Origin of the sequence: Streptomyces sp. NPDC058872 (assembly GCF_042743065.1) — a bacterium.
In the GTDB taxonomy this organism is placed as follows: domain Bacteria; phylum Actinomycetota; class Actinomycetes; order Streptomycetales; family Streptomycetaceae; genus Streptomyces.
This window is the reverse complement of sequence record NZ_JBHYMK010000091.1, coordinates 1-20,935: the sequence shown is the minus strand read 5'-3', so window position 1 is coordinate 20,935 and position 20,935 is coordinate 1. Positions and strand designations below refer to the sequence as shown.

Here is a 20,935-nt window from a genome sequence, read left to right as displayed (position 1 = left end):
GCGGTCCGGCCCCGGCGCACCGCAGCGGTGCACCGGGGCCGGACCGTCCGTGCCGGGGACCGGCCGTCACTCGCTGGCGATCGCGTTCAGGACGTTCATCCGGCCCGCCCGGAACGCCGGGACGAGCGCCGCGAAGAGCCCCACGAAGGCCGACCCCACGAAGACCGTGAAGATCGTCGGCCAGGGGATGTCCAGGACGCCGAGGCCCTCCAGGGCCAGGAGCTTCTGGGCGGAGGTGCCCCAGCCCATGCCCAGGCCGAGGCCGAGGAGGGCTCCGAACAGGGCGATGACCACGGACTCCAGGCGGATCATGCGGCGCAGTTGGCGGCGGGAGAGCCCGATCGCCCGGAGCAGGCCGATCTCCCGGGTCCGTTCGACCACCGACAGGGCCAGCGTGTTCACGACGCCGAGGACGGCGACGACGATCGCGAGGGCGAGGAGCCCGTACACGATGTTGAGCAGCTGGCCGACCTGGCTCCGCAGCTCCGCCTTGTAGTCGGCCTGGTTGCTCACCGCGTACTGCGGGTACGGCGCGAGCGCGTCCTTGAGGGCCTGGTAGGCCTGGTCCTCCTGGCCGTCCACGGCGCCGGCGAGGACGAGCACGCTGCGCGGCATCCGTTCGGCGGGGAGGTAGCGGGCGACGGTGGTGATGTTCGCGTACATCGCCCCCTTGTCGATGTCGCCGGTGTCCGCGGTGATCGCCGCGACCGTGAGCTTCGCCGTGTCGCCGCCCCGGAAGGCGACGCCCAGGACGTCGCCGACCTTCACGTCGTGCTCGGCGGCGTAGTCGCTGCCTACGGACACGGCGTCCTCGCCGTAGGCGTCGCCGAGGGTGCCGGCGGTGGTCTCGCGGCGCAGGTCCTTCACGTACGTCGGGTCGGTGGCGACCAGTTCGACCGTGGCGTCCGTGCCGTGCGGGTCGGTGACCTCGACTTCGAGGTCCTTGTACTCGGTGACGTGGTCCAGGCCGGGGGCCTTCTCGATCGCCGCCTGGGCCTGCGGCACGATCGGCTGCCCGGTGCGCGACCGGACGATGAAGTCGGCGCCGACGGAACGGTCCAGTTCCTCGGTGGCCGAGGCGACCATGGAGGAGCCCACCACGGAGAGGCAGGCGACGAGTGCCAGGCCGATCATCAGGGCGGCGGCGGTGGCACCGGTGCGGCGCGGGTTGCGCAGCGCGTTCCGCTCGGCCATCCGGCCGACGGGGCCGAAGATCCGCAGGACGACGACGCCGAGGACGCGCACGACCCCGCCGGCGAGGAACGGTCCGATGACGATGAGCCCGAGGAGGGAGAGGACGACGCCGATGCCGAGCCAGAGGGAACCGGGCTTGGCCTCCGTGGCGCGGGCCGCCACGACCAGGGCCGCCGCTCCGGCACCGGTGAGGGCGAGCCCCGCCCCGAGCCGTCCCCGACCGGTGCTGCCGTCCGCGGAGGTGCCCGCGTCGCGGAGGGCGGCCATGGGGGAGATCCTGGCGGCGCGGCGGGCCGGGACGTAGGCGGCGAGGACGGTCACGACGATGCCGAGGGCGAGGCCGACGGCCGGGGTCGTCCAGGCCACGGTGAGGTCGCGGGTGGAGAGTTCCATGCCCACCGCGGACATGAGCTTCATCAGTCCGACGGCGAGGCCGACCCCGGCGGCGACACCGGCGACGGAGCCGACGAGGCCGAGGAGGAACGCCTCGATGAGGACGGAACGGTTCACCTGTTCGCGGCTCGACCCGATGGCCCGCAGGAGGCCGATCTCCCGGGTGCGCTGGGCGACCAGCATGGAGAAGGTGTTGACGATGAGGAAGATGCCGACGAGGAAGGCGATTCCGGCGAAGCCGAGCATCGCGTACCTCATGACGTCGAGGAAGCCGGCGACCTCCTCGCGACCGGCGTCGGCGGCCTCCTCGGCCGTCTGCAGCTTGTAGCCGTCACCGAGGGCCGCGGCGATGTTCGCCTTCAGGGCCCCGTCGGTGACGCCGGGCTGCGCATCGGCCGAGATCTGGGTGAACAAGCCCTCTTCGCCGAGGAGTTCGCGCTGCGCGGTGGCAGTGTCGAAGTAGACGACGGTGGCACCGGGGTTGGTGACCTTGAAGTCGACGATGCCGGAGATCTTCGCGGTGAAGTCACCGGTGACGGCGATGGTCCGCAGCGTGTCGCCGAGCTTCAGGCCGTGCTTCTCGGCGGTGGCGCCGTCGACGACGACGTCGGTGGGGCCGCGCGGCTCGTGGCCGGAGACCAGCTCCACCGAACGCAGCTCGTTCGGAGTCCAGTTGACGGCGACGGTCGGAGCGCCACCGGTCGGTCCGACGTTCTCGTTCTGCGCGTTGACGACGGTGACGCCCGTCGATGCGACCGAGCCCTGTGCCTCCTTGACGCCCTCGGCGCCCTTGACCCGTTCCAGTACGGAGGCCGCGAAGGCCTCGGGGCGCCCGGTGGCCGGGGTGCCGCCGGAGGGGTCGCCCCCCTTCGGGCTGACGGTGACGTCGGAGGCGGTGGACGCGAAGAGCTTGTCGAAGGTCGTGTTCATCGTGTCGGTGAAGACGAGCGTCCCACTGACGAAGGCGACCGAGAGCAGGACCGCGACGGCCGAGAGCGCCATCCGCCCCTTGTGCGCGAGGAAGTTGCGCAGCGAGGTCTTGAGGACGGTCATGACGCCCGCCCGGAGGCGTCGACCTCGGAAGCCGGTGCGCCGCCGGTGGAGAAGCGGCGCATGCGGTCGAGCACGGCGTCGGCCGTGGGCCGCTCCATCTCGTCGACGATCCGCCCGTCGGCGAGGAAGATCACGCGGTCCGCATAGGAAGCGGCGACGGGGTCGTGGGTGACCATGACGATCGTCTGGCCCAACTCGTCCACGGAGGTGCGGAGGAAGCCGAGCACCTCCGCACCGGCCCTGGAGTCGAGGTTTCCGGTCGGCTCGTCCCCGAAGATGATCTCGGGCCGGGCGGCGAGCGCACGGGCCACGGCCACCCGCTGTTGCTGACCGCCGGAGAGCTGGTTCGGCCGGTGCTTGAGGCGGTCGGAGAGGCCGACGGTGTCGATGACCCGGCGGAGCCACTCGGGGTCGGGCTTGCGGCCCGCGATGTCCATCGGCAGCGTGATGTTCTCGAAGGCGTTCAGGGTGGGCAGCAGGTTGAACGCCTGGAAGATGAAGCCGATCCGGTCCCGGCGCAGCCGGGTGAGCTTCTTGTCCTTGAGGCCGGTGATCTCGGTGTCGTCGAGGAAGATCTGCCCGCCGGTGACGGCGTCGAGCCCGGCGAGGCAGTGCATCAGGGTCGACTTGCCGGAGCCCGAGGGCCCCATGATCGCGGTGAACCGGCCGCGGGCGATGTCCACGTCGACGGAGTCCAGCGCGAGGACACGGGTCTCCCCCGTGCCGTACGCCTTGACGACGCCGCGGGCCCGTGCGGCGACGGCCGTACGCCCCCCGGTCGCCCGGCCGTCACCCCTCGCCGAGGCGCCGTGCGCCGCGCTTCCCTCTTCGCCCCCGTGCCGAGGGGTGGTCACAGCCGATGTCACGGTTCTCTCCTTGCGGCGCTGGGTGGTCGGTACGTTCACGGTATGAAGCGGACATGGCACTTCTCCTCCTCCGCCGGTACGAACGGCCCCTGGATCACATGGGGGAGACGCCCTTAGGGGTTCCTCCGCCCCCGGACCGAGTGAGACCCTGACCGCACACATTTAGGTGTACGAAGAAAGGAACGGTGCGCGGTGACCGATCCGTTGACGACCGGGGCCGCGGCCGACCGGGAAGCCGCTCCCACCGCCGATCGCCGCGGCCCCGTCGTCGCCGCGCTCATGCTCGCCATGGGGCTCGCCGCCCTCGACGGCACCGTCGTCTCCACCGCCGTTCCCCAGATCGTCGGCGACCTCGGTGGACTCTCCGTCTTCTCCTGGCTGTTCTCCGGCTACCTGCTCGCCGTGACCGTCGCCCTGCCCGTGTACGGGAAGCTCAGCGACACCTTCGGCCGCAAGCCGGTCCTCATCGCCGGAACCGCCCTCTTCCTCCTCGGCTCGCTGCTCTGCGCCACGGCGTGGAGCATGGCGTCCCTCATCGCCTTCCGCATCGTCCAGGGGCTCGGCGGCGGCGCCCTCCAGGGCACCGTCCAGACCCTCGCCGCCGACCTCTACCCCCTGAAGGAACGCCCCAAGATCCAGGCCCGGCTCTCCTCCGTCTGGGCCGCCTCCTCCGTCGCGGGCCCGGCCGTCGGCGGTCTGCTCGCCGGCTACGCCGACTGGCGCTGGATCTTCCTCATCAATCTGCCCGTGGGGCTGCTCGCCCTCTGGCTGATCGGCCGCCACCTGGTCGAACCGGCCCGCGCGACCCCCCGCGCACGCGTCCGCGTCGACTGGGCCGGCGCCCTCGGCGTCTTCGCCACCGGAGCCCTGCTGATCACCGCACTCGTCCAGGCGGGCGTCGCCTGGCCCTGGCTCTCCGCCCCGTCCCTCGGCCTCTTCGGGGGCGCCGCCGTCCTCGCCGCGCTCACCGTCCTCGTCGAACGGCGCGCGGCCGAACCGATCATCCCCGGTTGGGTCTGGCGCCGCCGCACGATCGCCGCGGTCAACCTCTCGCTCGGCGCCCTCGGCCTGCTCATGGTCGCCCCGACCGCCTTCCTGCCGACCTACGCCCAGTCCGTGCTGGGGCTCGGCCCGATCGCCGCCGGCTTCGTCCTCTCCTCCTGGACGGTGAGCTGGCCCATCAGCGCGGCGTTCGCCAACCGGGTCTACGGGCGCATCGGCTTCCGCCTCACCGCGGTCCTCGGCATCTCGCTCGCGCTGCTCCTGCTGCTCGCGTTCCCGCTGCTGCCGTTCCCCGGCGAGGCCTGGCAGCCCACCCTGCTGATGCTGCTCCTCGGGGCGGCCCTCGGCCTCTTCCAACTGCCCCTGGTGGTGGGCGTGCAGTCGACGGTGCCGTACGAGGAGCGCGGCACCACCACCGCCTCCGTCCTCTTCTGCCGCCAGGTCGGCCAGAGCATCGGCGCCGCACTCTTCGGCGCCGTCGCCAACGGCGTCCTCGCCGCCCGCCTCGGCCCCGACACGGACCTCGACGCACTGGCCCGCTCCCTGAACACGACCGACCGGATCCGCCGGGCGGTCGACGCGGCGGTGGACTGGGTCTACCTGGGGGCGGCCGGCGCGGCGGCCCTCGCCCTCCTGGTCCTGCTCACGCTGGCCCCGCGCCGCTTCCCGGTCCTGAAGGAGGCGGCGGGGGGCGACGACTGACCGCTACGGGGCGACTGCGCCGGCCGCCACCGAACCGGTCGCTCCGGCAAGGGGTCCGACAGGTCCGCGGAAGCCGGTCAACCGGTCGACGGGCCGACCGGTCGACCGCACAGCAACAGGGCGATCCCGCACAGGCCGGTCACAAACCCACTGACCATCGCCCAAGCCCACCAACCGAAGCCCAACGTCGCGACGAGGACGATCATCGATGCCGTGAGGCCGACGGCCACCGCACGCTGCGGACCACTGCCGCCGTCCCACTCACGGCGCAGCACGCCGGAGCGCCGCCAGACCCTCCAGAAGAAGATCCCGAAGACGGCCACCTGCGCCGCGACGAACAACGGGGGAAGCCGAGGCAACATGGGCACCCCCGCCTCACCGTGCCAGAGTCCCACGAGTCCGTGGACCAGGACGACGGGACCGATCAGGGCGAACACCCCGGCCATCACGCGCAAGAAGCCGACGCTCACCAACCGCGCACTGGCGCTGCCGGACGGCCTGAAGGCGCGGGAAAAGTCGTGGAAGCGGTGGGCGGCTCCTCGGACATCAGTCACCACGATCCAGCCCAAGGCCGTCATGTAAACCCCCCAAGCCACTGCGAACACCGTGCCCCTCCCTTCGCCGTGCATCCGCCCCGATCGGCGAAGACCTCGTATCGCGCCCCACGGTATTCCCGCGCCATCGGCTTCCTGCACGCCCGTTCCCGGCAGGTTGTGTGGGCACTGGTTGCCGGACTCCACCGGGCGCCGACGGGTTCCGCACTGCGGTCGGAGGCTTCCCCGGCAGGATTTCGGCGGGCTTCGCTGCGGCAGACGGGCCGAACGTCCGCCGCAGCTGAGACTCGCACAAGGCGGGGCATCCCGCTGCTCTCGCTCGGGCGCCAGTCCGCACCGTCCGGCCATGTGCCCGCAATCCGGGTGCTCGTACAACTGTGAGCCACTGTCGCGGGTCTGACCTCATATGCGGAACCAGACCCGGAGCCAGACCCGGAGCCAGCGAAGAGCCCTCCTCGCTGCGGTCCTGTGCGTCGCCCTGCTCACAACCGGAGGGTGTACGCAGGCCCCGTCCCGGACCGGTGGCGCCGGCGAGCCGCTCCCCGGCGCCTCCTGGGGCGAGATTCCGGACCCACCCGGGGGCATGCTCCTGGGAGAGCGCTGGACCATCGAGGGGCTGAGGGTCGACGGACGCGAGATCGCGGCGCCGCAGAACGGTGCCGCCTGGCTGGAGTTCGGCCCCGACGGCATCATCTGGGCCAGCGACGGCTGCCACCCGTCGGCGCGTCCGGCCGTGGTGTCGCAGGACCACCTCACCGTGGAGCCGGCCAAGCACCCGTTCGCGCCTAGCCGCCGGAGCACTTCTCCAGGTCGGGGGTGCGATGCGGAAGAGGAGGAGTTCCGGGGCCGGCTCCAGGAGTCCTTCACGGGAAAGCTCGCGCTCCGCTACGACAACGAGGTCATGGGCCTCAAGAACGAGCAGGGCAACCAGATCTTCATCCGGATGAGCCGGGTCCGGAGCATGTTCGGCAGGCGCTACCTGCTGGACCACATCGCGAACTACAACGGCGAGTGGTACTCGGACTGGCCGGCCTCCGAAGCGCCCTGGTTGCGGTTCCGCCCCGACGGCACGATCGAGGGCGGAACCGGCTGTCGCAAACTCTCCGGCCGCGCGGTGTTCGAGGGCAGCCGGGTCGCCATCGGCCCCCTGGCCGTCACCGCCGGCGACTCGTGCACGACGAGCATCCCGGCCCAGATCCAAAGCTTCCTCGACAAGTTCCCCAACACCTTCACCTGGACCTGCTTGCGCAATAACGGCCGCCTGGACCTCAGCCCGGACGCCGACATGCGGTACGGAGAGGACTACGAACTCGGTTTCCGCACGGTGAAGGGCTAGTACCAATGCCGTGCAGTCAGGGCTCTGGGGGCAGGGGCACCGGCACGCCGCGCTCGAAGGGGGCCGACCAGCCGCCCGGGCCCGCCACCGTTGCGCCGCCGACTCCGACGAGGTAGTGAAACCCGTTCCAGACGCCGGTCCCGGTCCGGGTGGCGAACGTGCCGTCGCCCTTGCCGCGGGCGGCGAGGTCCCCTGAGGGAGCTCCCGCGGAGGGCGGCTGGGAGGAGGGTGGCCGCCGCTCCGTCGTCGTACGGAGGCCAGGGGCCCGCGACACCACCGCGCATGCGGCCGGGCACCGGGGCACGGGGGCTACGCAGCGTCCCCGGAGCCGTCCCGGTCCGCCGCGTCGCCATGCCCCGCCGAACCGGCCGAACCTGCCTGGTTCCCGCCCCGTTCGGGCCCGGGCTCTGCCACGCGCCCCGTCAACGCGCCGAGGGAGCTGCGGATGTGGTCCATGTGGGAGTGGATCTCGTCCCGCGCCTCGCCGTGCTCCCGCAGCACCCGTTCCGTCTCGCGCTCGATCCGCTCCCCCTTCACCCGCGCCCCGGCGAGGACCTCCTCCGCGCGGGCCTCCGCGTCCTGCTGGCCGTGCCGGGCCTGCTCCTCGGTCTTCGCCAGGGCCTTCTGCGCCCCCGCGAGCCGGGCCTCGGCCGCCTCGAACAGTTCCTGGTGGCGGGCGTCCAGGGCCGCCGCCGCGGTCTCGGCCGTGCGCTCGGCCTCCTCCCGCACCGCCTTCTGCTCCGCGCGCTGCTCCGCCCGCAGTTCCTCCGCGCGCCGCTCGGTCCGCTCGAAGGCCTCCCGGGCCGCGGCCCGGGCCCCCTCCGCGTCCTGCCGCGCGATCGTGGACATCGTCTCGGCCCGTTCCCCGGCCGCTTCCAGGGTCGCGCGGGCCTCCGCCTCGGCCGTCGCCCGGACCTGCTCCGCGTGGGCCCGCGCCGACTCCGCGGCCTCCCGGGCCGCCGTGCCCGCCTCCTCCGCGAGGGCCTGCGCCTCGGCCTCGGCCGCCCGGACGAGCTTCTCGTCCTCCCGCTCGGCGAGTTCCAGGATCTTCTGCGCGGCCTCGCCCAAGGACTCGTACCGTTGCGGTGCGAGGGAGGCGACCCGCTCGCGCAGCGACGCCGCCTCGGCCTCCTTCTCCTTCGCGAGGGCCGTGAGCCGAGCCACCCGCTCCCAGGCGGCGTCCCGTTCCTCCGAGAGGGCGGCGAGATAACGGTCGACCTGCTCGGGGCGGTACCCGCGCCCCCGCCCGCCTGTGAAGACCATCTCCGCCGCCCTTTCCGTCATACGGTCCGACCCGTACAGGATGCGGCATCGGAACGGACAAAAGGCGCCCTACGTGCGAACACGTCGAGCGCCTTTCATCACATTCGATCCATCTACGGCCATGCGGTCACACGGCGATCTCCTGGCGACCTACAACAGGCCGTCCCACATCTGCTCCAGCAGCACCGACCACCAGTTCTCCGGAGAGGACAGCGCGGCCGGATCCAACATCGCCAGCTGCGCCTGGAAGTCGACCGTCCAGCGGCCCGCCTGCTCCGGGTTCAGCCCGAAGCGCAGCCGCCACATCCGACCGAGCAGCGCCATCGACCGCGTGAACTCCGGCAGCCCCGTGTTCACGAACTGCGGCGGCACCGACTGCCCGCCCGGGCCGGCCTCCACCGGCACCGCCACGATGTGCGCCGTCCCGTACTGGACGCAGATCGCCCGCCCGAAGTCCGAACCGAGCACCAGGTACGAGCTGGCGTCCGGCGCCGCCGGAACCTGCCGCTGCCCCGCCAACTCGGCCAAGGTCGGGACCACCGGCACCGCCGGCTGGGCCCAGAAGAACGGCCCGAAGTCCGCCGGGAGCCCCGCCCACACCAGGGTGCGCGCCACGATGTCCGGCACGCCCTGGCGGGACACCGCCCGCTGGTCGAACCGGAGGATCCCCGGGCCGAAGGCGCCGGCGAGTTCCTGTGCGACCCCCTCCGGCGGGATCGGCGGCGCCGGCTGCACCTGCGGCAGCGGCGCCCGTACCGGGGCCGGACGTGCCGGACCGTCCGCTACCTGATGCAACTCGCCCTGATGCGTGAGGAGTTGCCTCATGCCCTGCTGTCGCCCCGCATGGTCACGGCCGTACGGGGCGATGCTGGTGATCCGGGCCTGCGGCCAGGTCTCCCGGATCATCCGCGCGCAGTAACCGCCCGGCAGCTCACAGGACTCCAGCTCCGTGTGCAGTTCCAGCACCTGCTGGGGCGGCACGTTCATCGCCCTCAGCTCGTGCAGGATCTGCCACTCCGGGTGCGGGGTGCCCGGCGCCGAACGCCGGATGATCTGCGCCTCCGAGCCGTCGGGCGCCCGGTAGCGCAGCACCGCCTGGTAGCCGGGGCCGACCATCGGCTGTCCCGACGACTGCGGATAGCCGTACGCCCCGGGAACCGGACCGGGGGCCGGGGGAGGCGTGTGCCCGCCGGACAAGGGCGGTGCCGGAGCCGGCGGGGGCGGCGGGGTCCCCGGACCGGGGTGCGCCAGCATCGTCGCCGCGTGCGCGACACCGCCCGGAGGCGTGCCGGGTGCGCCCGGCGGCGGGGGCGGCGTGCCGGGTGCGCCCGGCGGCGGGGGCGGCGTGCCGAGGCCGCCCTGGTTCGGGTGCGCCAGCACCGTCGCCGCGTGGTGCACCGGCTGGGGCGGCGTCACCGGCCCCGGCGGGGGCGGCGGGCCCGGCCGGGCGGGCGGCCGGGGTCCCTCGGGCCCGGACTGCGGCACCACCTGGGTGGGGACGTGCGCTCCCGCCCCCGACGACGCGCCGGGCACCCCCGGGGCGCCCGGCGGGGGCGGGGGCGTGGGCGTGGGGCCGCGCCCGGCCTTCGGCGACAGGGCCGCCTTGCTGGTCGCGGCGTCCGCGATGTCCCGCGCGCCCGGCGTCGAGGGCACGGGCGGCGGAGGGGGCGGTGCGCCCGCCCCCGTTTGACCGGGCGACGGCTGGGGGGACGGAGCGGCACCCGGTGCCGGCGCGGCCGGATCGAGCCGGGGAGCGACCGCGGTCGGAGGCAGTGCGCTGCCCCCCTTCATCAGGGCGGTCGGCGCGTCGGCGCCCACCACCGGCGCCGGGGTGTCCTCGTCGTCCGTTCCCGACAGCGGCGGGGCGAAGACGGTTTCGGGCAGCGGCACCGCACCGTTCGCGCCGCCGGAACTCGCGTTGGCATCCGCCCACGGGCTGTCGGAAGCGGGCGCAGGAGGCGCGGCGGCCGGAGGAGCGGGCGCGGGAGGCGCGGCAGCCGGAGGAGCGGGCGCGGGAGGCGCGGCGGCCGGAGGAGCGGGCGACACGGGCGCCGCCGGAGGCGCAGTCGGAGCGGGTGCGGACGCCGGGACGCCGTCCATCGCCGTCGGTTCGTGCTCGGGCCCGTCCGCCCCGGCGGGCGGCCCGGCGGAGCCGTCCCGCTCGGCGGCCGGCCGCGGGACGGTGACCGCCCCGGGGACCGGGCCGGTCGCCCCGTCCGGGGGCGCGTCCACGGTCGAGGACGCAAGCGAAGCAGAGGAGGCCACCGAGGCCGAGGGTCCCGCCTCCCCCGCGACGGTCGCGTCCGAGGAGTCGTCCGCGGGCGGCAGCGTGCTCGCGCTCTCCTGCGAGGCGTGCGACTCCTCCCTCGGCAGCCCGATCTTGTCCGCCGCGTCCTGCAGCCACTCCGGGGGGCTCAGCAGGAACGAGGTCTGGTTCAGGTCGATCCGGGCCGCCGGCACGGCCGCCTGCGCCGGAATCCCGTCCGTCGCGCCGTACTCCTCCTCGTACCGCCGGATCACCTCGCCCACCGGCAGCCCGGGCCAGAGGGTGGCCTCACCGCTGTCCCGCGCGATCACCAGTCGCTGGCGTCCGCCGTCCGAGGTCGGACCGCCCTCGCGGTCCTCCGCCCACACCACGAACCCCAGCTCGAACTCCCGCACCCGCACCTCGCGGTGCTGGTACGACGGCAGGTCGCCGTTGATCCATTCCTCGGCGCGCTCCTGCGCCTGTGCGAACGTCACCACAGCCAGCTCACTCCCCCACCGGGACCACGGGCACGGCACGCGCGAAGCCGCCGTCCACCATCAGGTTCGCCACCGTCTCCAACTCCGGCGGATTGCCCGCGAGTCGCTGGAGGAACACGTCGAAGTCGGCGCCGCAGGGCCGGAGCAGTCGCTCCACCCGCTCGTGCACCGTCCAACCGGCCGCCGCCTCACCGGAGTCCCTGGCGTCGTCGTACGCGCAGAACCACACCGATCCGACCGCCGCGCCCTTCACCTTCAGCGCGACCAGACCGCCCTGGACGAACGCGACGCCCAGGTAGTCCTTCGTCAGGTGGTCCCGGAGGCACTTGTTGACGTAGACCAGGTCGTTGACGCCCGCCTCTTCCCGCACCGTGAAGAACGGCTGGTCGACCAGGAGCCCGAGCTCCGCATCGAGCGCCGCCCCCACCGGGGCGCAGCCGCCCGCCGCCTTCAGGAAGGAGCGGTACGCCCCCGGCAGCCGGTAGCCGAGGTCCTCCTCGACCCCCTGGAGCTGGAGCTCCGACACCGAGACCGCGCCCTTCGGCAGTCCGAAGTGCGCCGGCCGGGTCTCCTGCAGCGGGCGCGTGCCCTGCTTCGCCTGGTCCACGGCGGCCGTCGCCACCCCGCCGTGGTGGCGCAGCAGGGCCTTCACCTCAACCGGGACCAGCTCCATCCGTCGCGAACGCGCGACGTGGTGCCAGGTCCAACCGTGCGGGGTCGCCACCGACGGGATCGTGTCCCACAGCTCGTGTCCGGTCGCCGCCATCGCGGCGTTCGCCGACACGTAGTCCGTCAGACGCAGCTCGTCGACGCCGAAGCCCGCCGGCGGATCGGCGATCTCCGCCGCCGCGCGCGCATACGGCGAGAAGTCCGGGTAGCCGTGCTCGTCCACCCGCACCCCCCGGGGGTGACGGGCAGCCCGGACCGGGTCCGGGAAGTGCACGACCTGCCCGGCGTAGGCCGCGTTCGGTGGCGCGGTGTCCTGCCCGAGCCGACCTGTCGTCATGGCGGTTGCCCCCTGCTGGCGTCGCTGACTGCTGCTACCGGCTGCTTCCGCGCAGCGCGGCTGGGCCACAGCCTATGCGCTGCCACAAGGGGCCGAACCGGGCCCGATGCGGCGCTCACCGAGCGTCACCGTCTGTCACGAACCCATGACGACTGCACCATGATTCCGACACACCGGAGCGCGGTTTCAGCGCCCCAGCTTCCCCATATGGCTCCCTATTTGGCAGGCTGTCCACGCAACTCGGGGGATTGCAGGAGGGGAAGACCAGCACCATGCACGCAACCACGACGCCCACACAGGGTGACCCACGCCTCAATTGGAGCAGCAGCGCCGAGACCGCACACGCGCCTCTGCTGCGCCACCGCCGCGACGGAATCCTCCCCGCCGTCGGAGCCGCGCTCTCCGTCCGCGGCGAGACCCTCACGTGCACCGCGGGCCGCGGCGACCGGCCCCCCGTGCTGCACGCACTCGTCCAGGACTTCCTGGACACCCTGACCAGCAGTCAGCGGGAACGCTTCACCGGACGGTGTCCCGAGGCGATCCTGCTCTCCCGGCACCTCGCCGCCGCCGAGGGCGGGCGCTCCAGGCGCGCCCAGCGCAAGCCGCTCACCCACGGGGAAGCCCGTCGCTCCCTCAAGCACGCCAAGCTCACCGCCCGGCGCATCCGGGAGGACGGCGACCCGCTGCACGGCAGCTACGTGGCGCCCTGCCGGTCCTGTACGGCGATGCTCGCCCACTTCGGTGTCCGCACCGTCGACCCCACCACGCCTGTCGAGAACGGCTGACCGCACTTCCATGCCCGACCACCTCAGCACCACCCGTTTCCCGGTGAACGTCGACGCGGCCCTCCGCGAGGCCGGCTGGCAACCCGGCCGCTGGGACATCAAGCTCGCCGAAGAGTGGGCCGACACCCTGCGCGCCCACGTCTCCCCCGCCGGCCACCGGCACAGCGTCTTCCCCGCCGCCGTGGAGGCCTGGGCCGAGTTCGGCGGGCTGCGGATCGCCGCGCCCGGCCACGGCCGGCAGATAGCGCCCGCCGCCATCCGCTTCGACCCGCTCGCCGGACTCCACCTCTCCCGGACCCTCGCCGACCTCGGCCGCGCCCTGGACACCGAGCTCGCGCCGCTGGGCGAGGAGGGGGAACACCAGGCCGTCCTCGCCATGGACGTGGAGGGCCGGGTCTACAGCCTCGACCACGCGGGCGACTGGTACGTCGGCAAGGACATCGACGCGGCGCTGTCGACCCTGGTCACGGGCGCCCAGCCGATCCGCCTCACGACGGGTTAGGGCCGGGACGGCAACGGGGCCCGGCCGCACCGCGGGCACGGTGCTGGTCCGCCGTCAGGGCACGGGCGGGCGTCACGGGGGGGGGTGGTGCTGGTCCGCCGTCAGGGCACGGGCGAGCGTCACGGGGCGCGGTGCCGGCCCGCCGGCAGGACCGCCGACACCTTGAAGCCCCCCGCTTCGGTCGGACCGGACACGAAGGCGCCCCCGAGGCGGACCACCCGCTCCCGCATCCCGACCAGTCCGTTCCCGCCGCTCGGCAGCCCCACGTCGGCCACCGCGGCGTCCGAGGGGCCGTTCTCCACCTGCATCGCGACCTCGGCGTCCCGGTGCGCCAGGCGCACCACGACCTCCGCGCCGGCCGCGTGCTTGTGGACGTTCGTCAGCGCCTCCTGCACCACCCGGTACGCCGTGCGCTCCACGTCGGGGCCGTAGCCGCGCGACTCGCCGATCACCACGAGCTCCACGGTCGCCCCGGCGAGCCGCGACTGCTCGCACAGGCCCTCCAGCGCGTCCAGGCGCGGGCCGTCGTCATCGGCGGCGGCCTCCGCGGCCGCCGCGGCGGCCCGTCCCACGGCGGCCAGGGGCACCACGGCGGGCGCCACCGGAGCGGTCCCCTCCCGGAGCACCCCCAACATCTCCCGCAGCTCGGTCAGGGCCTGCCGCCCCATGTCGCCGACGAGCGCCGCGTTCTTCACCGCCTTCTGCGGGTCCTTCAACGCCACCGCCTGCAGCGCCGCGGCGTGCACCACCATCAGCGACACCCGGTGCGCGACCACGTCGTGCATCTCGCGCGCGATCCGCGTCCGCTCCTCCTGGCGGGCCCACTGGGCGCGCTGTTCGGCCCGGTCGGCGAGGAGCGACAGCTCCTGTTCCAGCGAGTCCGCTCGCTCGCGCAGGCTCTCCATGAGGCGGCGCCGGGCACCGACGTAGAGGCCGAAGAGCACGGGCGGCGCGTTCAGTCCGAGCGTGACGAAGAGCGCGATGCTCGGCACGTACCAACCACTCGGGTCGATGTCCGGCGGGCCGCCGTCGACCCGGGCGACGTCCTGCCGCATCTGCACGAACGTGACGACGAAGACGGCGAGCGTGGACATTCCGGCGAGCACGGCCGTGATCCGCCGGGGCACCTCGGAGGCGGCGAGCGAGTACAGCCCGACGATCCCCATGAGGAAGCCCATCTCGGCGGGTGCCACGGCGATCGACACGAGGACCACGACGATGGGCCAGCGCCGCCGCACGAGCAGCACGGACCCGACGAGCAGCCCGAACACCACCCCGACGGGCACGGGCATCGCGCCCTTCTCGGCGAACCCGACCCCCTCGGCCGCGCACTCCAGCGCGGACACCAGGGCGAGCGCCACGTCGAGGACGGCGCTCCGCCGTCTCCCCCACCACCACCAGCTTGCGACGCCCCCGGCGTCCCGGTCTGCCCCCGTTGTGGTCATGCCCACCACCCTACGGGCGGCGCCCGCCGACGACGCACGCCCTCGGAGAAGCCCCCCGGGGCGGCCCGGGAGGACGCTCCCGGGAGTGACCGGGCGGCCCGCACCGGCGGGAGCGGCCGGGAGGTCGGCGCCGACCCGCGGATCGTCGGGCCGACTAATCGGGATCTTGTCCCGGACGAAGACCCGTCTCCGGTATGGTCTGAGGCGCCGTCCCCCGTGGTGTAACTGGCAGCACACTGGTTTTTGGTACCAGCAGGACAAGGTTCGAATCCTTGCGGGGGAGCCACGGCGCACCACGCTTCCGTTCGGGTCCTGACCGCCCAGGTCAGGACCCGCACTCATGTCCGCCTCCCTGCCCCCCGGTATCCTTCGTGGGTCCACCACCCAAAGCCGAAGGGCATTCCCGTGAGCGCCATCCGCCCCCAAGATCTCGGCTCCGCTCGAACAGGGGGGACCCCCTTGGCAGCCGTCGTCGTCCTCGCAGCGGGTGAGGGCACCCGCATGAAGTCGAAGACCCCCAAGGTCCTGCACCAGATCGCCGGACGGTCACTCGTCGGGCACGTGGTGTCCGCTGCCCGGGAGCTGGCGCCCGAGCACCTCGTCGTGGTCGTCGGGCACGCCCGGGAACAGGTGCGGGGCCACCTGGAGGAGCACTACGCGGGGACCCGGACCGCCGTCCAGGAGGAGCAGAACGGGACCGGACACGCGGTGCGGATCGCGCTGGCCGAGCTGGGGCAGGCACCCGACGGGACCGTGGTGGTCGTGTGCGGGGACACTCCGCTGCTGTCCGGGGAGACGCTCCGGGCGCTGGCCGACACGCACGCCGCCGACGGGAACGCCGTGACCGTCCTGACCGCCGAGGTGCCGGACTCGACCGGATACGGCCGGATCGTGCGCGACGCGTCCGGCGCCGTGACCGCGATCGTCGAGCACAAGGACGCCTCCGCGGCGCAGCTCGCGATCCGTGAGATCAACTCCGGGGTCTTCGCCTTCGACGGCAAACTGCTCGCCTCGGCGATCGGTCAGCTCCGGACGGACAACAGCCAGGGCGAGGAGTACCTCACCGACGTCCTCTCGATCCTGCGCGAGGCCGGCCACCGGGTGGGCGCCTCCGTCGCCGGTGACCACCGCGAGATCCTCGGCATCAACAACCGGGTGCAGCTGGCCGAGGCCCGCGCCCTGATGAACCGGCGGCTGCTGGAGCGGGCCATGATGGCCGGCGTGACGGTCGTGGACCCCGCCTCCGTCGTCCTGGACGTCACCGTGACCTTCGAGCCGGACGCCGTGGTCCACCCGGGCACGCAGCTGCTCGGCGCCACCCACGTCGGGGAGGACGCCGAGGTCGGCCCGAACACGCGCCTGCAGGACACCACGGTCGGCAAGGGCGCCCGGGTGGACAACGCGGTGGCCGTCTCCGCGGTGATCGGCGAGAACGCCTCCGTGGGGCCGTACGCGTACCTGCGGCCGGGGACGAACCTCGGCAAGAAGGCCAAGGCCGGTACGTACGTCGAGATGAAGAACGCGACGATCGGCGAGGGCACCAAGGTCCCCCACCTGTCGTACGTGGGCGACGCGACCATCGGCGAGTACACGAACATCGGCGCGGCGAGCGTCTTCGTGAACTACGACGGCGAGGCGAAGCACCACACCACGATCGGGTCCCACTGCAAGACGGGCTCGGACAACATGTTTGTGGCTCCCGTCACCATCGGGGACGGCGCCTACACCGCCGCCGGGTCCGTGATCACGAAGGACGTCCCGGCCGGCGCACTGGCCGTGGCCCGGGGCCAGCAGCGGAATATCGAGGGTTGGGTGGCCCGGAAGCGGCCCGGCAGCGCTGCCGCACAGGCCGCCGCGGTCACCTCTGAGGGGTCCACCGGCGAAAGCTGACCGGAAACGGGTACGTCGAACTCGGCGTACCGTGATACGTGCACACAAATTCGGCTGGTTCGCACACGCGCACGTGAGCGCGGGATCGCGGCCAGGGAACACGTCTGAGGAGACAGTGCTGTGACCGGGATCAAGACGACCGGCGAGAAGAAGCTGATGCTCTTCTCCGGCCGCGCCCACCCCGAGCTGGCCGAGGAGGTCGCACACCAGTTGGGAGTCGGTCTCGTTCCCACCAAGGTGTTCGACTTCGCCAACGGTGAGATCTACGTCCGCTTCCAGGAGTCGGCGCGCGGCGCGGACTGCTTCCTGATCCAGAGCCACACGGCCCCGATCAACAAGTGGATCATGGAGCAGCTGATCATGATCGATGCTCTGAAGCGGGCCTCGGCCCGGAGCATCACCGTGATCATCCCGTCCTACGGCTACGCCCGTCAGGACAAGAAGCACCGCGGTCGCGAGCCGATCTCGGCGCGCCTGGTGGCGGACCTGCTGAAGACCTCGGGCGCGGACCGCATCCTGACCGTGGACCTGCACACGGACCAGATCCAGGGCTTCTTCGACGGTCCGGTGGACCACCTGTCGGCACTGCCGGTGCTGGCCGACTACGTGGGCGGCAAGGTCGACCGCGAGAAGCTGACGGTCGTGTCCCCGGACGCGGGCCGGGTGCGGGTCGCCGACCGCTGGTGCGACCGCCTGGACGCCCCGCTGGCGATCGTGCACAAGCGTCGAGACAAGGACGTGGCCAACCAGGTCACCGTGCACGAGGTCGTCGGTGACGTGAAGGGCCGCGTCTGCGTCCTCGTCGACGACATGGTCGACACCGGCGGCACGATCTGCGCCGCCGCCGACGCCCTGTTCGCGCACGGCGCCGAGGACGTCATCGTGACCGCCACGCACGGCATCCTGTCGGGCCCGGCCGCGGACCGCCTGAAGAACTCCAAGGTCAGCGAGTTCGTCTTCACGGACACGCTGCCGGTTCCCAGCGCGCTGGACCTGGACAAGATCACGGTGCTCTCGATCGCGCCGACGATCGCCCGCGCGGTGCGCGAGGTCTTCGAGGACGGTTCGGTGACGAGCCTCTTCGAGGAGCACTGAGCCTTGCGCCGCTGAGCCCCGGGCCGCTGGAACGAGGGCTGTTTTCCCCGATCGGGGGAAACAGCCCTCGTTTCGTTTCCGGAGGGCGGGAAGCACTGATCCATTTGGGCGGGTCGGGGGCGGCGGGTAGACTGCCGTAGTTGCTCGGCGAGGGAGGCCGTACCCGGTGAGGGTCACGGCGGTCCGTTATCGACGCGCTCTTCGTAGCAGGCCATCGCCAGTCGTGGCCGGGTGACCACCTTCTTTCGTCACCTTCTACGAGGAGTGCAACATGTCCGAGGTCAAGCTCGCCGCTTCCGTCCGCTCGGAGTTCGGCAAGGGTGCCGCCCGCTCGATCCGCCGCGAGGCCAAGGTTCCCGCCGTCCTCTACGGCCACGGCGTGGACCCGATCCACCTGGCCCTCCCGGCCCACGAGCTCGGCCTGGCGCTCCGCACGTCGAACGTCCTGCTCTCCCTGGACATCGACGGCACCACCGAGCTGGCGATCCCGAAGGCCGTCCAGCGCGACGCCATCAAGAACTTCCTGGTCCACGTCGACCTGCTCCTCGTCAAGCGCGGCGAGAAGGTCACCGTCGAGGTCCCGGTCCAGGCCGAGGGCGACCTGGCCGCCGGCGGCAACCTGCTGGAGCACGTGCTCGGCACCCTCTCCGTCGAGGCCGAGGCCACCCACCTCCCCGAGGCCGTCACCGTCTCCGTCGAGGGCCTGGAGGCCGGCGCCTCCGTCCTGGCGAAGGACATCACCCTCCCGGCCGGCGTGACCCTGGCCACCGACGCCGACGCCGTCGTGCTGCAGGTCCTGGCCGCGCAGGCCGAGGAGCCGGCCGCCGAGGGCGAGGCCACCGAGGGCGCCGAGGCCTGAGCCGTAGGCTCTGCCTGACGTGACGGGGTGACGGGCCGCACGGCCCGTCACCCCGTTTCCCTTGTACGGACCCTTCCCTTGTACGGATACGAGGAGACCTGACGGACATGACGGACGACGCCAACGCCCCCTGGCTGATCGTCGGCCTCGGCAACCCGGGGCCCGAGTACGCGGCCAACCGCCACAACATCGGCTTCATGGTCGTGGACCTGCTCGCGGACCGGATCCGTGGCTCGTTCAAGCGGGCCCAGAAGGCGCAGGCCCAGGTCGTGGAGGGCCGGATGGGGCCTCCCGGGCCCGAGAACCGACGGGTGATCCTCGCGAAGCCGATGTCCTACATGAACCTGTCGGGCGGCCCGGTGACGGCGCTGCGCGACTTCTACAAGGTGCCGACGGCGCACGTCGTGGCGGTCCACGACGAACTGGACATCGACTACGGGGTGCTGCGGCTGAAGCTGGGCGGCGGCGACAACGGGCACAACGGCCTGAAGTCGATGACGAAGGCGATGGGTCCGGACTACCACCGGGTGCGGTGCGGGATCGGACGGCCCCCGGGTCGGATGCAGGTCGCGGACTTCGTCCTGAAGGACTTCTCGTCGACCGAGCGCAAGGACCTGGAGTGGTTCGTGGACCGGGCGGCCGACTCCGTGGAGTGCCTGGTGGCGGAGGGCCTGGAGCGGGCCCAGTCGGCGTACAACGCGTAGGCCCTCCGGCAACGGGAACGTACGACTGTACGATCGCGGGTCATGACGCACGTCCGTAACGCAGCCATGGCCCTGGTCGCCCTGCTCCTCGTCGTCGCGGGCGCCTGGACCTCGTGGAACTCGGCCCAGCACGTCCTGCTCGCCAAGGGCCGTGAGCACGGCACGCTGACGGTGACCGACTGCACCGACGAGACCTGCAGCGGCCGGTTCGCCCCGGAGGACCCGAGCTCGAACCGCCGCACCCTGACGATCGCGCACTCGGTCGCGGCGCAGAGGGGCACGACGATCCCGGTGGTGGTGAAGCCGGGCACCGACGAGGGCGTGCGGACGGGATGGGGCGGCGGACTCCACGCCTGGCTCCCCCTGGGCGGGGCGCTGCTCCTCGCGGCCCCGCTCGTCGGCGGTGGCCTGCGGCTGCCGCGCACCGCGTGGTCGCTCGCGGGGGTCGGCGGGGCGCTGCTCGTGACGGCGTTCTTCGCGCTCTGAGCCACCGGGTCCCGCGCCGTGCACCGTGCGCCGTCGATCCGCGCGCCGCCCGGAGCGCTGCCGTCGATCCGCCCCGTGAAGGCCCCGAGGTCCGGGGCAATCGTTACGGACCTCCCCCTTAAGTCCGGCTCAAGGGGACGGATACGCTGCCCCCGTCACCTCCCACGGCATCCTCATCCCACAGATGGACGACTGCACATGCGACGTTCCCTCCTCCCCGCAGCCGCTCTTGTCGCGGCCATGGCGGGCTCCTTCGCCCTTGCGCCGATGGCCTCCGCTTCCGAGGGCATAGACGCCAACCACCCGACGCTGCGTCAGGACCTTCCGCTGAAGGCTGCGGAATTCCCGAACGAGGGCGGCGAGACGTGCCCGGGCATCGCGTCCGACAAGGACGGCTGGCACTTCGTGCTGCCCGGCCGCAAGGCGGACTTCGTCGAGTTGAAGGTCACCTTCGAGCCCGGCGGCACGCAGGTCATCACGGACTTCAGCGGCTTCGGCAACCCCGAGGGCAAGCACGCGTACGTGGCCTCCGAGGTGGGCGCCGAGCTGCAGAAGGTCGAGGCCACGATCACCGGGGGCCCGCTGCCGGGCAAGGACAACAAGTTCCCGCTCTCCCACACCTGCCCGGGCGAAACGGGCGGCACCACCGGCGAGACCACCACCGGCGGCACCACCACGGGCGGGACCACCACCACCGGCGGCACCACCGGCGAGACCACGACCGGTGAGACCACGACCGGCGGCACCACCGGTGGGACGACCACCGGCGGCACGGAGGTCAAGGGCGAGGGCGACCTCGCCGAGACGGGCTCCAGCGCCCCGCTCGGGATCATCGCCGCCGCGGCCATGGCCCTCGCCGCCGCGGGTGCGATCCTGGTGACCCGCCGCCGCAAGGCCGGGCAGAACTAGGCCCCGCGGCCCTGACGCACACCGTCGCGACGGTGCCCCCCGTGGATGTTCGGCGGATTCTTGGGGTCCTCGCAACACCTGATGGCTTACGTAGTTGTCAGTAGATCACGCAGGCGCTCGGCTGGGGTTTTCCAGCCGAGCGTTTT

The 20,935-nt window shown here is 72.7% G+C and carries 17 protein-coding genes and 1 tRNA gene; 11 read left to right on the top strand and 7 right to left on the bottom strand.

The window, feature by feature from the left end; genetic code table 11:
- Positions 1 to 66 precede the first annotated feature (66 nt).
- Together ACFW22_RS33785 and ACFW22_RS33780 are read right to left on the bottom strand one after the other, a co-directional pair.
- Entirely contained in the window at positions 67 to 2,640 is a 2,574-nt protein-coding gene (locus ACFW22_RS33785) for an ABC transporter permease (protein ID WP_386412135.1), read from the bottom strand.
- A complete protein-coding gene (locus ACFW22_RS33780; protein WP_384883300.1) occupies positions 2,637 to 3,506 on the bottom strand; it encodes an ABC transporter ATP-binding protein in 870 nt (289 codons plus the stop codon). The genes ACFW22_RS33785 and ACFW22_RS33780 overlap by 4 nt, the downstream gene beginning before the upstream one ends.
- 192 nt (positions 3,507 to 3,698) lie before the next feature.
- Here ACFW22_RS33780 and ACFW22_RS33775 point away from each other — a divergent pair, with 192 nt between their 5' ends.
- On the top strand, positions 3,699 to 5,210 hold the full coding sequence (locus tag ACFW22_RS33775) for an MFS transporter (RefSeq protein WP_384883298.1): 1,512 nt from the start codon (positions 3,699 to 3,701) through the stop codon (positions 5,208 to 5,210).
- A gap of 77 nt (positions 5,211 to 5,287) precedes the next feature.
- On the opposite strand, the gene ACFW22_RS33770 is transcribed toward ACFW22_RS33775, so the two are convergent.
- On the bottom strand, positions 5,288 to 5,806 hold the full coding sequence (locus tag ACFW22_RS33770) for a hypothetical protein (protein WP_386412132.1): 519 nt from the start codon (positions 5,804 to 5,806) through the stop codon (positions 5,288 to 5,290).
- Positions 5,807 to 6,347: 541 nt separating this feature from the next.
- On the opposite strand from ACFW22_RS33770, the gene ACFW22_RS33765 reads away from it, so the two are divergent.
- The gene (locus tag ACFW22_RS33765; protein WP_384883293.1) at positions 6,348 to 7,100 is read left to right on the top strand and encodes an META domain-containing protein; all 753 of its coding nucleotides are present in this window, start codon (positions 6,348 to 6,350) and stop codon (positions 7,098 to 7,100) included.
- Between the two features lie 309 nt (positions 7,101 to 7,409).
- On the opposite strand, the gene ACFW22_RS33760 is transcribed toward ACFW22_RS33765, so the two are convergent.
- From ACFW22_RS33760 to ACFW22_RS33750, 3 genes are all read right to left on the bottom strand, one after another.
- Positions 7,410 to 8,363, bottom strand: a complete 954-nt coding sequence (locus tag ACFW22_RS33760; RefSeq protein ID WP_386412130.1) for a cellulose-binding protein — start codon at positions 8,361 to 8,363, stop codon at positions 7,410 to 7,412.
- Between the two features lie 150 nt (positions 8,364 to 8,513).
- Positions 8,514 to 11,108, bottom strand: coding sequence for an SUKH-4 family immunity protein (locus ACFW22_RS33755; protein WP_386412128.1), 2,595 nt, complete (start codon positions 11,106 to 11,108; stop codon positions 8,514 to 8,516).
- Between the two features lie 7 nt (positions 11,109 to 11,115).
- The gene (locus ACFW22_RS33750; RefSeq protein ID WP_384883285.1) at positions 11,116 to 12,114 is read right to left on the bottom strand and encodes an SMI1/KNR4 family protein; all 999 of its coding nucleotides are present in this window, start codon (positions 12,112 to 12,114) and stop codon (positions 11,116 to 11,118) included.
- A 272-nt stretch (positions 12,115 to 12,386) separates the two neighbouring features.
- Here ACFW22_RS33750 and ACFW22_RS33745 point away from each other — a divergent pair, with 272 nt between their 5' ends.
- Both ACFW22_RS33745 and ACFW22_RS33740 read left to right on the top strand, forming a co-directional pair.
- On the top strand, positions 12,387 to 12,899 hold the full coding sequence (locus ACFW22_RS33745; protein ID WP_386412126.1) for a YwqJ-related putative deaminase: 513 nt from the start codon (positions 12,387 to 12,389) through the stop codon (positions 12,897 to 12,899).
- A 10-nt stretch (positions 12,900 to 12,909) separates the two neighbouring features.
- Positions 12,910 to 13,401 carry an SUKH-3 domain-containing protein gene (locus tag ACFW22_RS33740; RefSeq protein WP_386412124.1) on the top strand — a complete coding sequence of 164 codons (492 nt, stop codon included), beginning with the start codon at positions 12,910 to 12,912 and terminating at the stop codon, positions 13,399 to 13,401.
- A 119-nt stretch (positions 13,402 to 13,520) separates the two neighbouring features.
- On the opposite strand, the gene ACFW22_RS33735 is transcribed toward ACFW22_RS33740, so the two are convergent.
- Positions 13,521 to 14,846, bottom strand: coding sequence for a sensor histidine kinase (locus ACFW22_RS33735; protein ID WP_386412123.1), 1,326 nt, complete (start codon positions 14,844 to 14,846; stop codon positions 13,521 to 13,523).
- Between the two features lie 210 nt (positions 14,847 to 15,056).
- On the opposite strand from ACFW22_RS33735, the gene ACFW22_RS33730 reads away from it, so the two are divergent.
- From ACFW22_RS33730 to ACFW22_RS33700, 7 genes are all read left to right on the top strand, one after another.
- Positions 15,057 to 15,132: transfer RNA gene (locus ACFW22_RS33730), tRNA-Gln, on the top strand.
- A 173-nt stretch (positions 15,133 to 15,305) separates the two neighbouring features.
- Positions 15,306 to 16,736, top strand: a complete 1,431-nt coding sequence (gene glmU, locus ACFW22_RS33725; protein ID WP_386412121.1) for a bifunctional UDP-N-acetylglucosamine diphosphorylase/glucosamine-1-phosphate N-acetyltransferase GlmU — start codon at positions 15,306 to 15,308, stop codon at positions 16,734 to 16,736.
- A 120-nt stretch (positions 16,737 to 16,856) separates the two neighbouring features.
- Positions 16,857 to 17,831, top strand: coding sequence for a ribose-phosphate diphosphokinase (locus tag ACFW22_RS33720; protein ID WP_384883272.1), 975 nt, complete (start codon positions 16,857 to 16,859; stop codon positions 17,829 to 17,831).
- 271 nt (positions 17,832 to 18,102) lie between these two features.
- A complete protein-coding gene (locus ACFW22_RS33715) occupies positions 18,103 to 18,690 on the top strand; it encodes a 50S ribosomal protein L25/general stress protein Ctc (RefSeq protein WP_386412118.1) in 588 nt (195 codons plus the stop codon).
- Between the two features lie 107 nt (positions 18,691 to 18,797).
- A complete protein-coding gene (gene pth / locus ACFW22_RS33710; RefSeq protein WP_386412116.1) occupies positions 18,798 to 19,394 on the top strand; it encodes an aminoacyl-tRNA hydrolase in 597 nt (198 codons plus the stop codon).
- 42 nt (positions 19,395 to 19,436) lie between these two features.
- Positions 19,437 to 19,880: a hypothetical protein gene (locus tag ACFW22_RS33705; protein ID WP_386412114.1), complete on the top strand. Its 444-nt coding sequence runs from the start codon at positions 19,437 to 19,439 to the stop codon at positions 19,878 to 19,880.
- Positions 19,881 to 20,078: 198 nt separating this feature from the next.
- Positions 20,079 to 20,789 carry an LPXTG cell wall anchor domain-containing protein gene (locus ACFW22_RS33700; RefSeq protein WP_386412112.1) on the top strand — a complete coding sequence of 237 codons (711 nt, stop codon included), beginning with the start codon at positions 20,079 to 20,081 and terminating at the stop codon, positions 20,787 to 20,789.
- Positions 20,790 to 20,935: the final 146 nt, after the last annotated feature.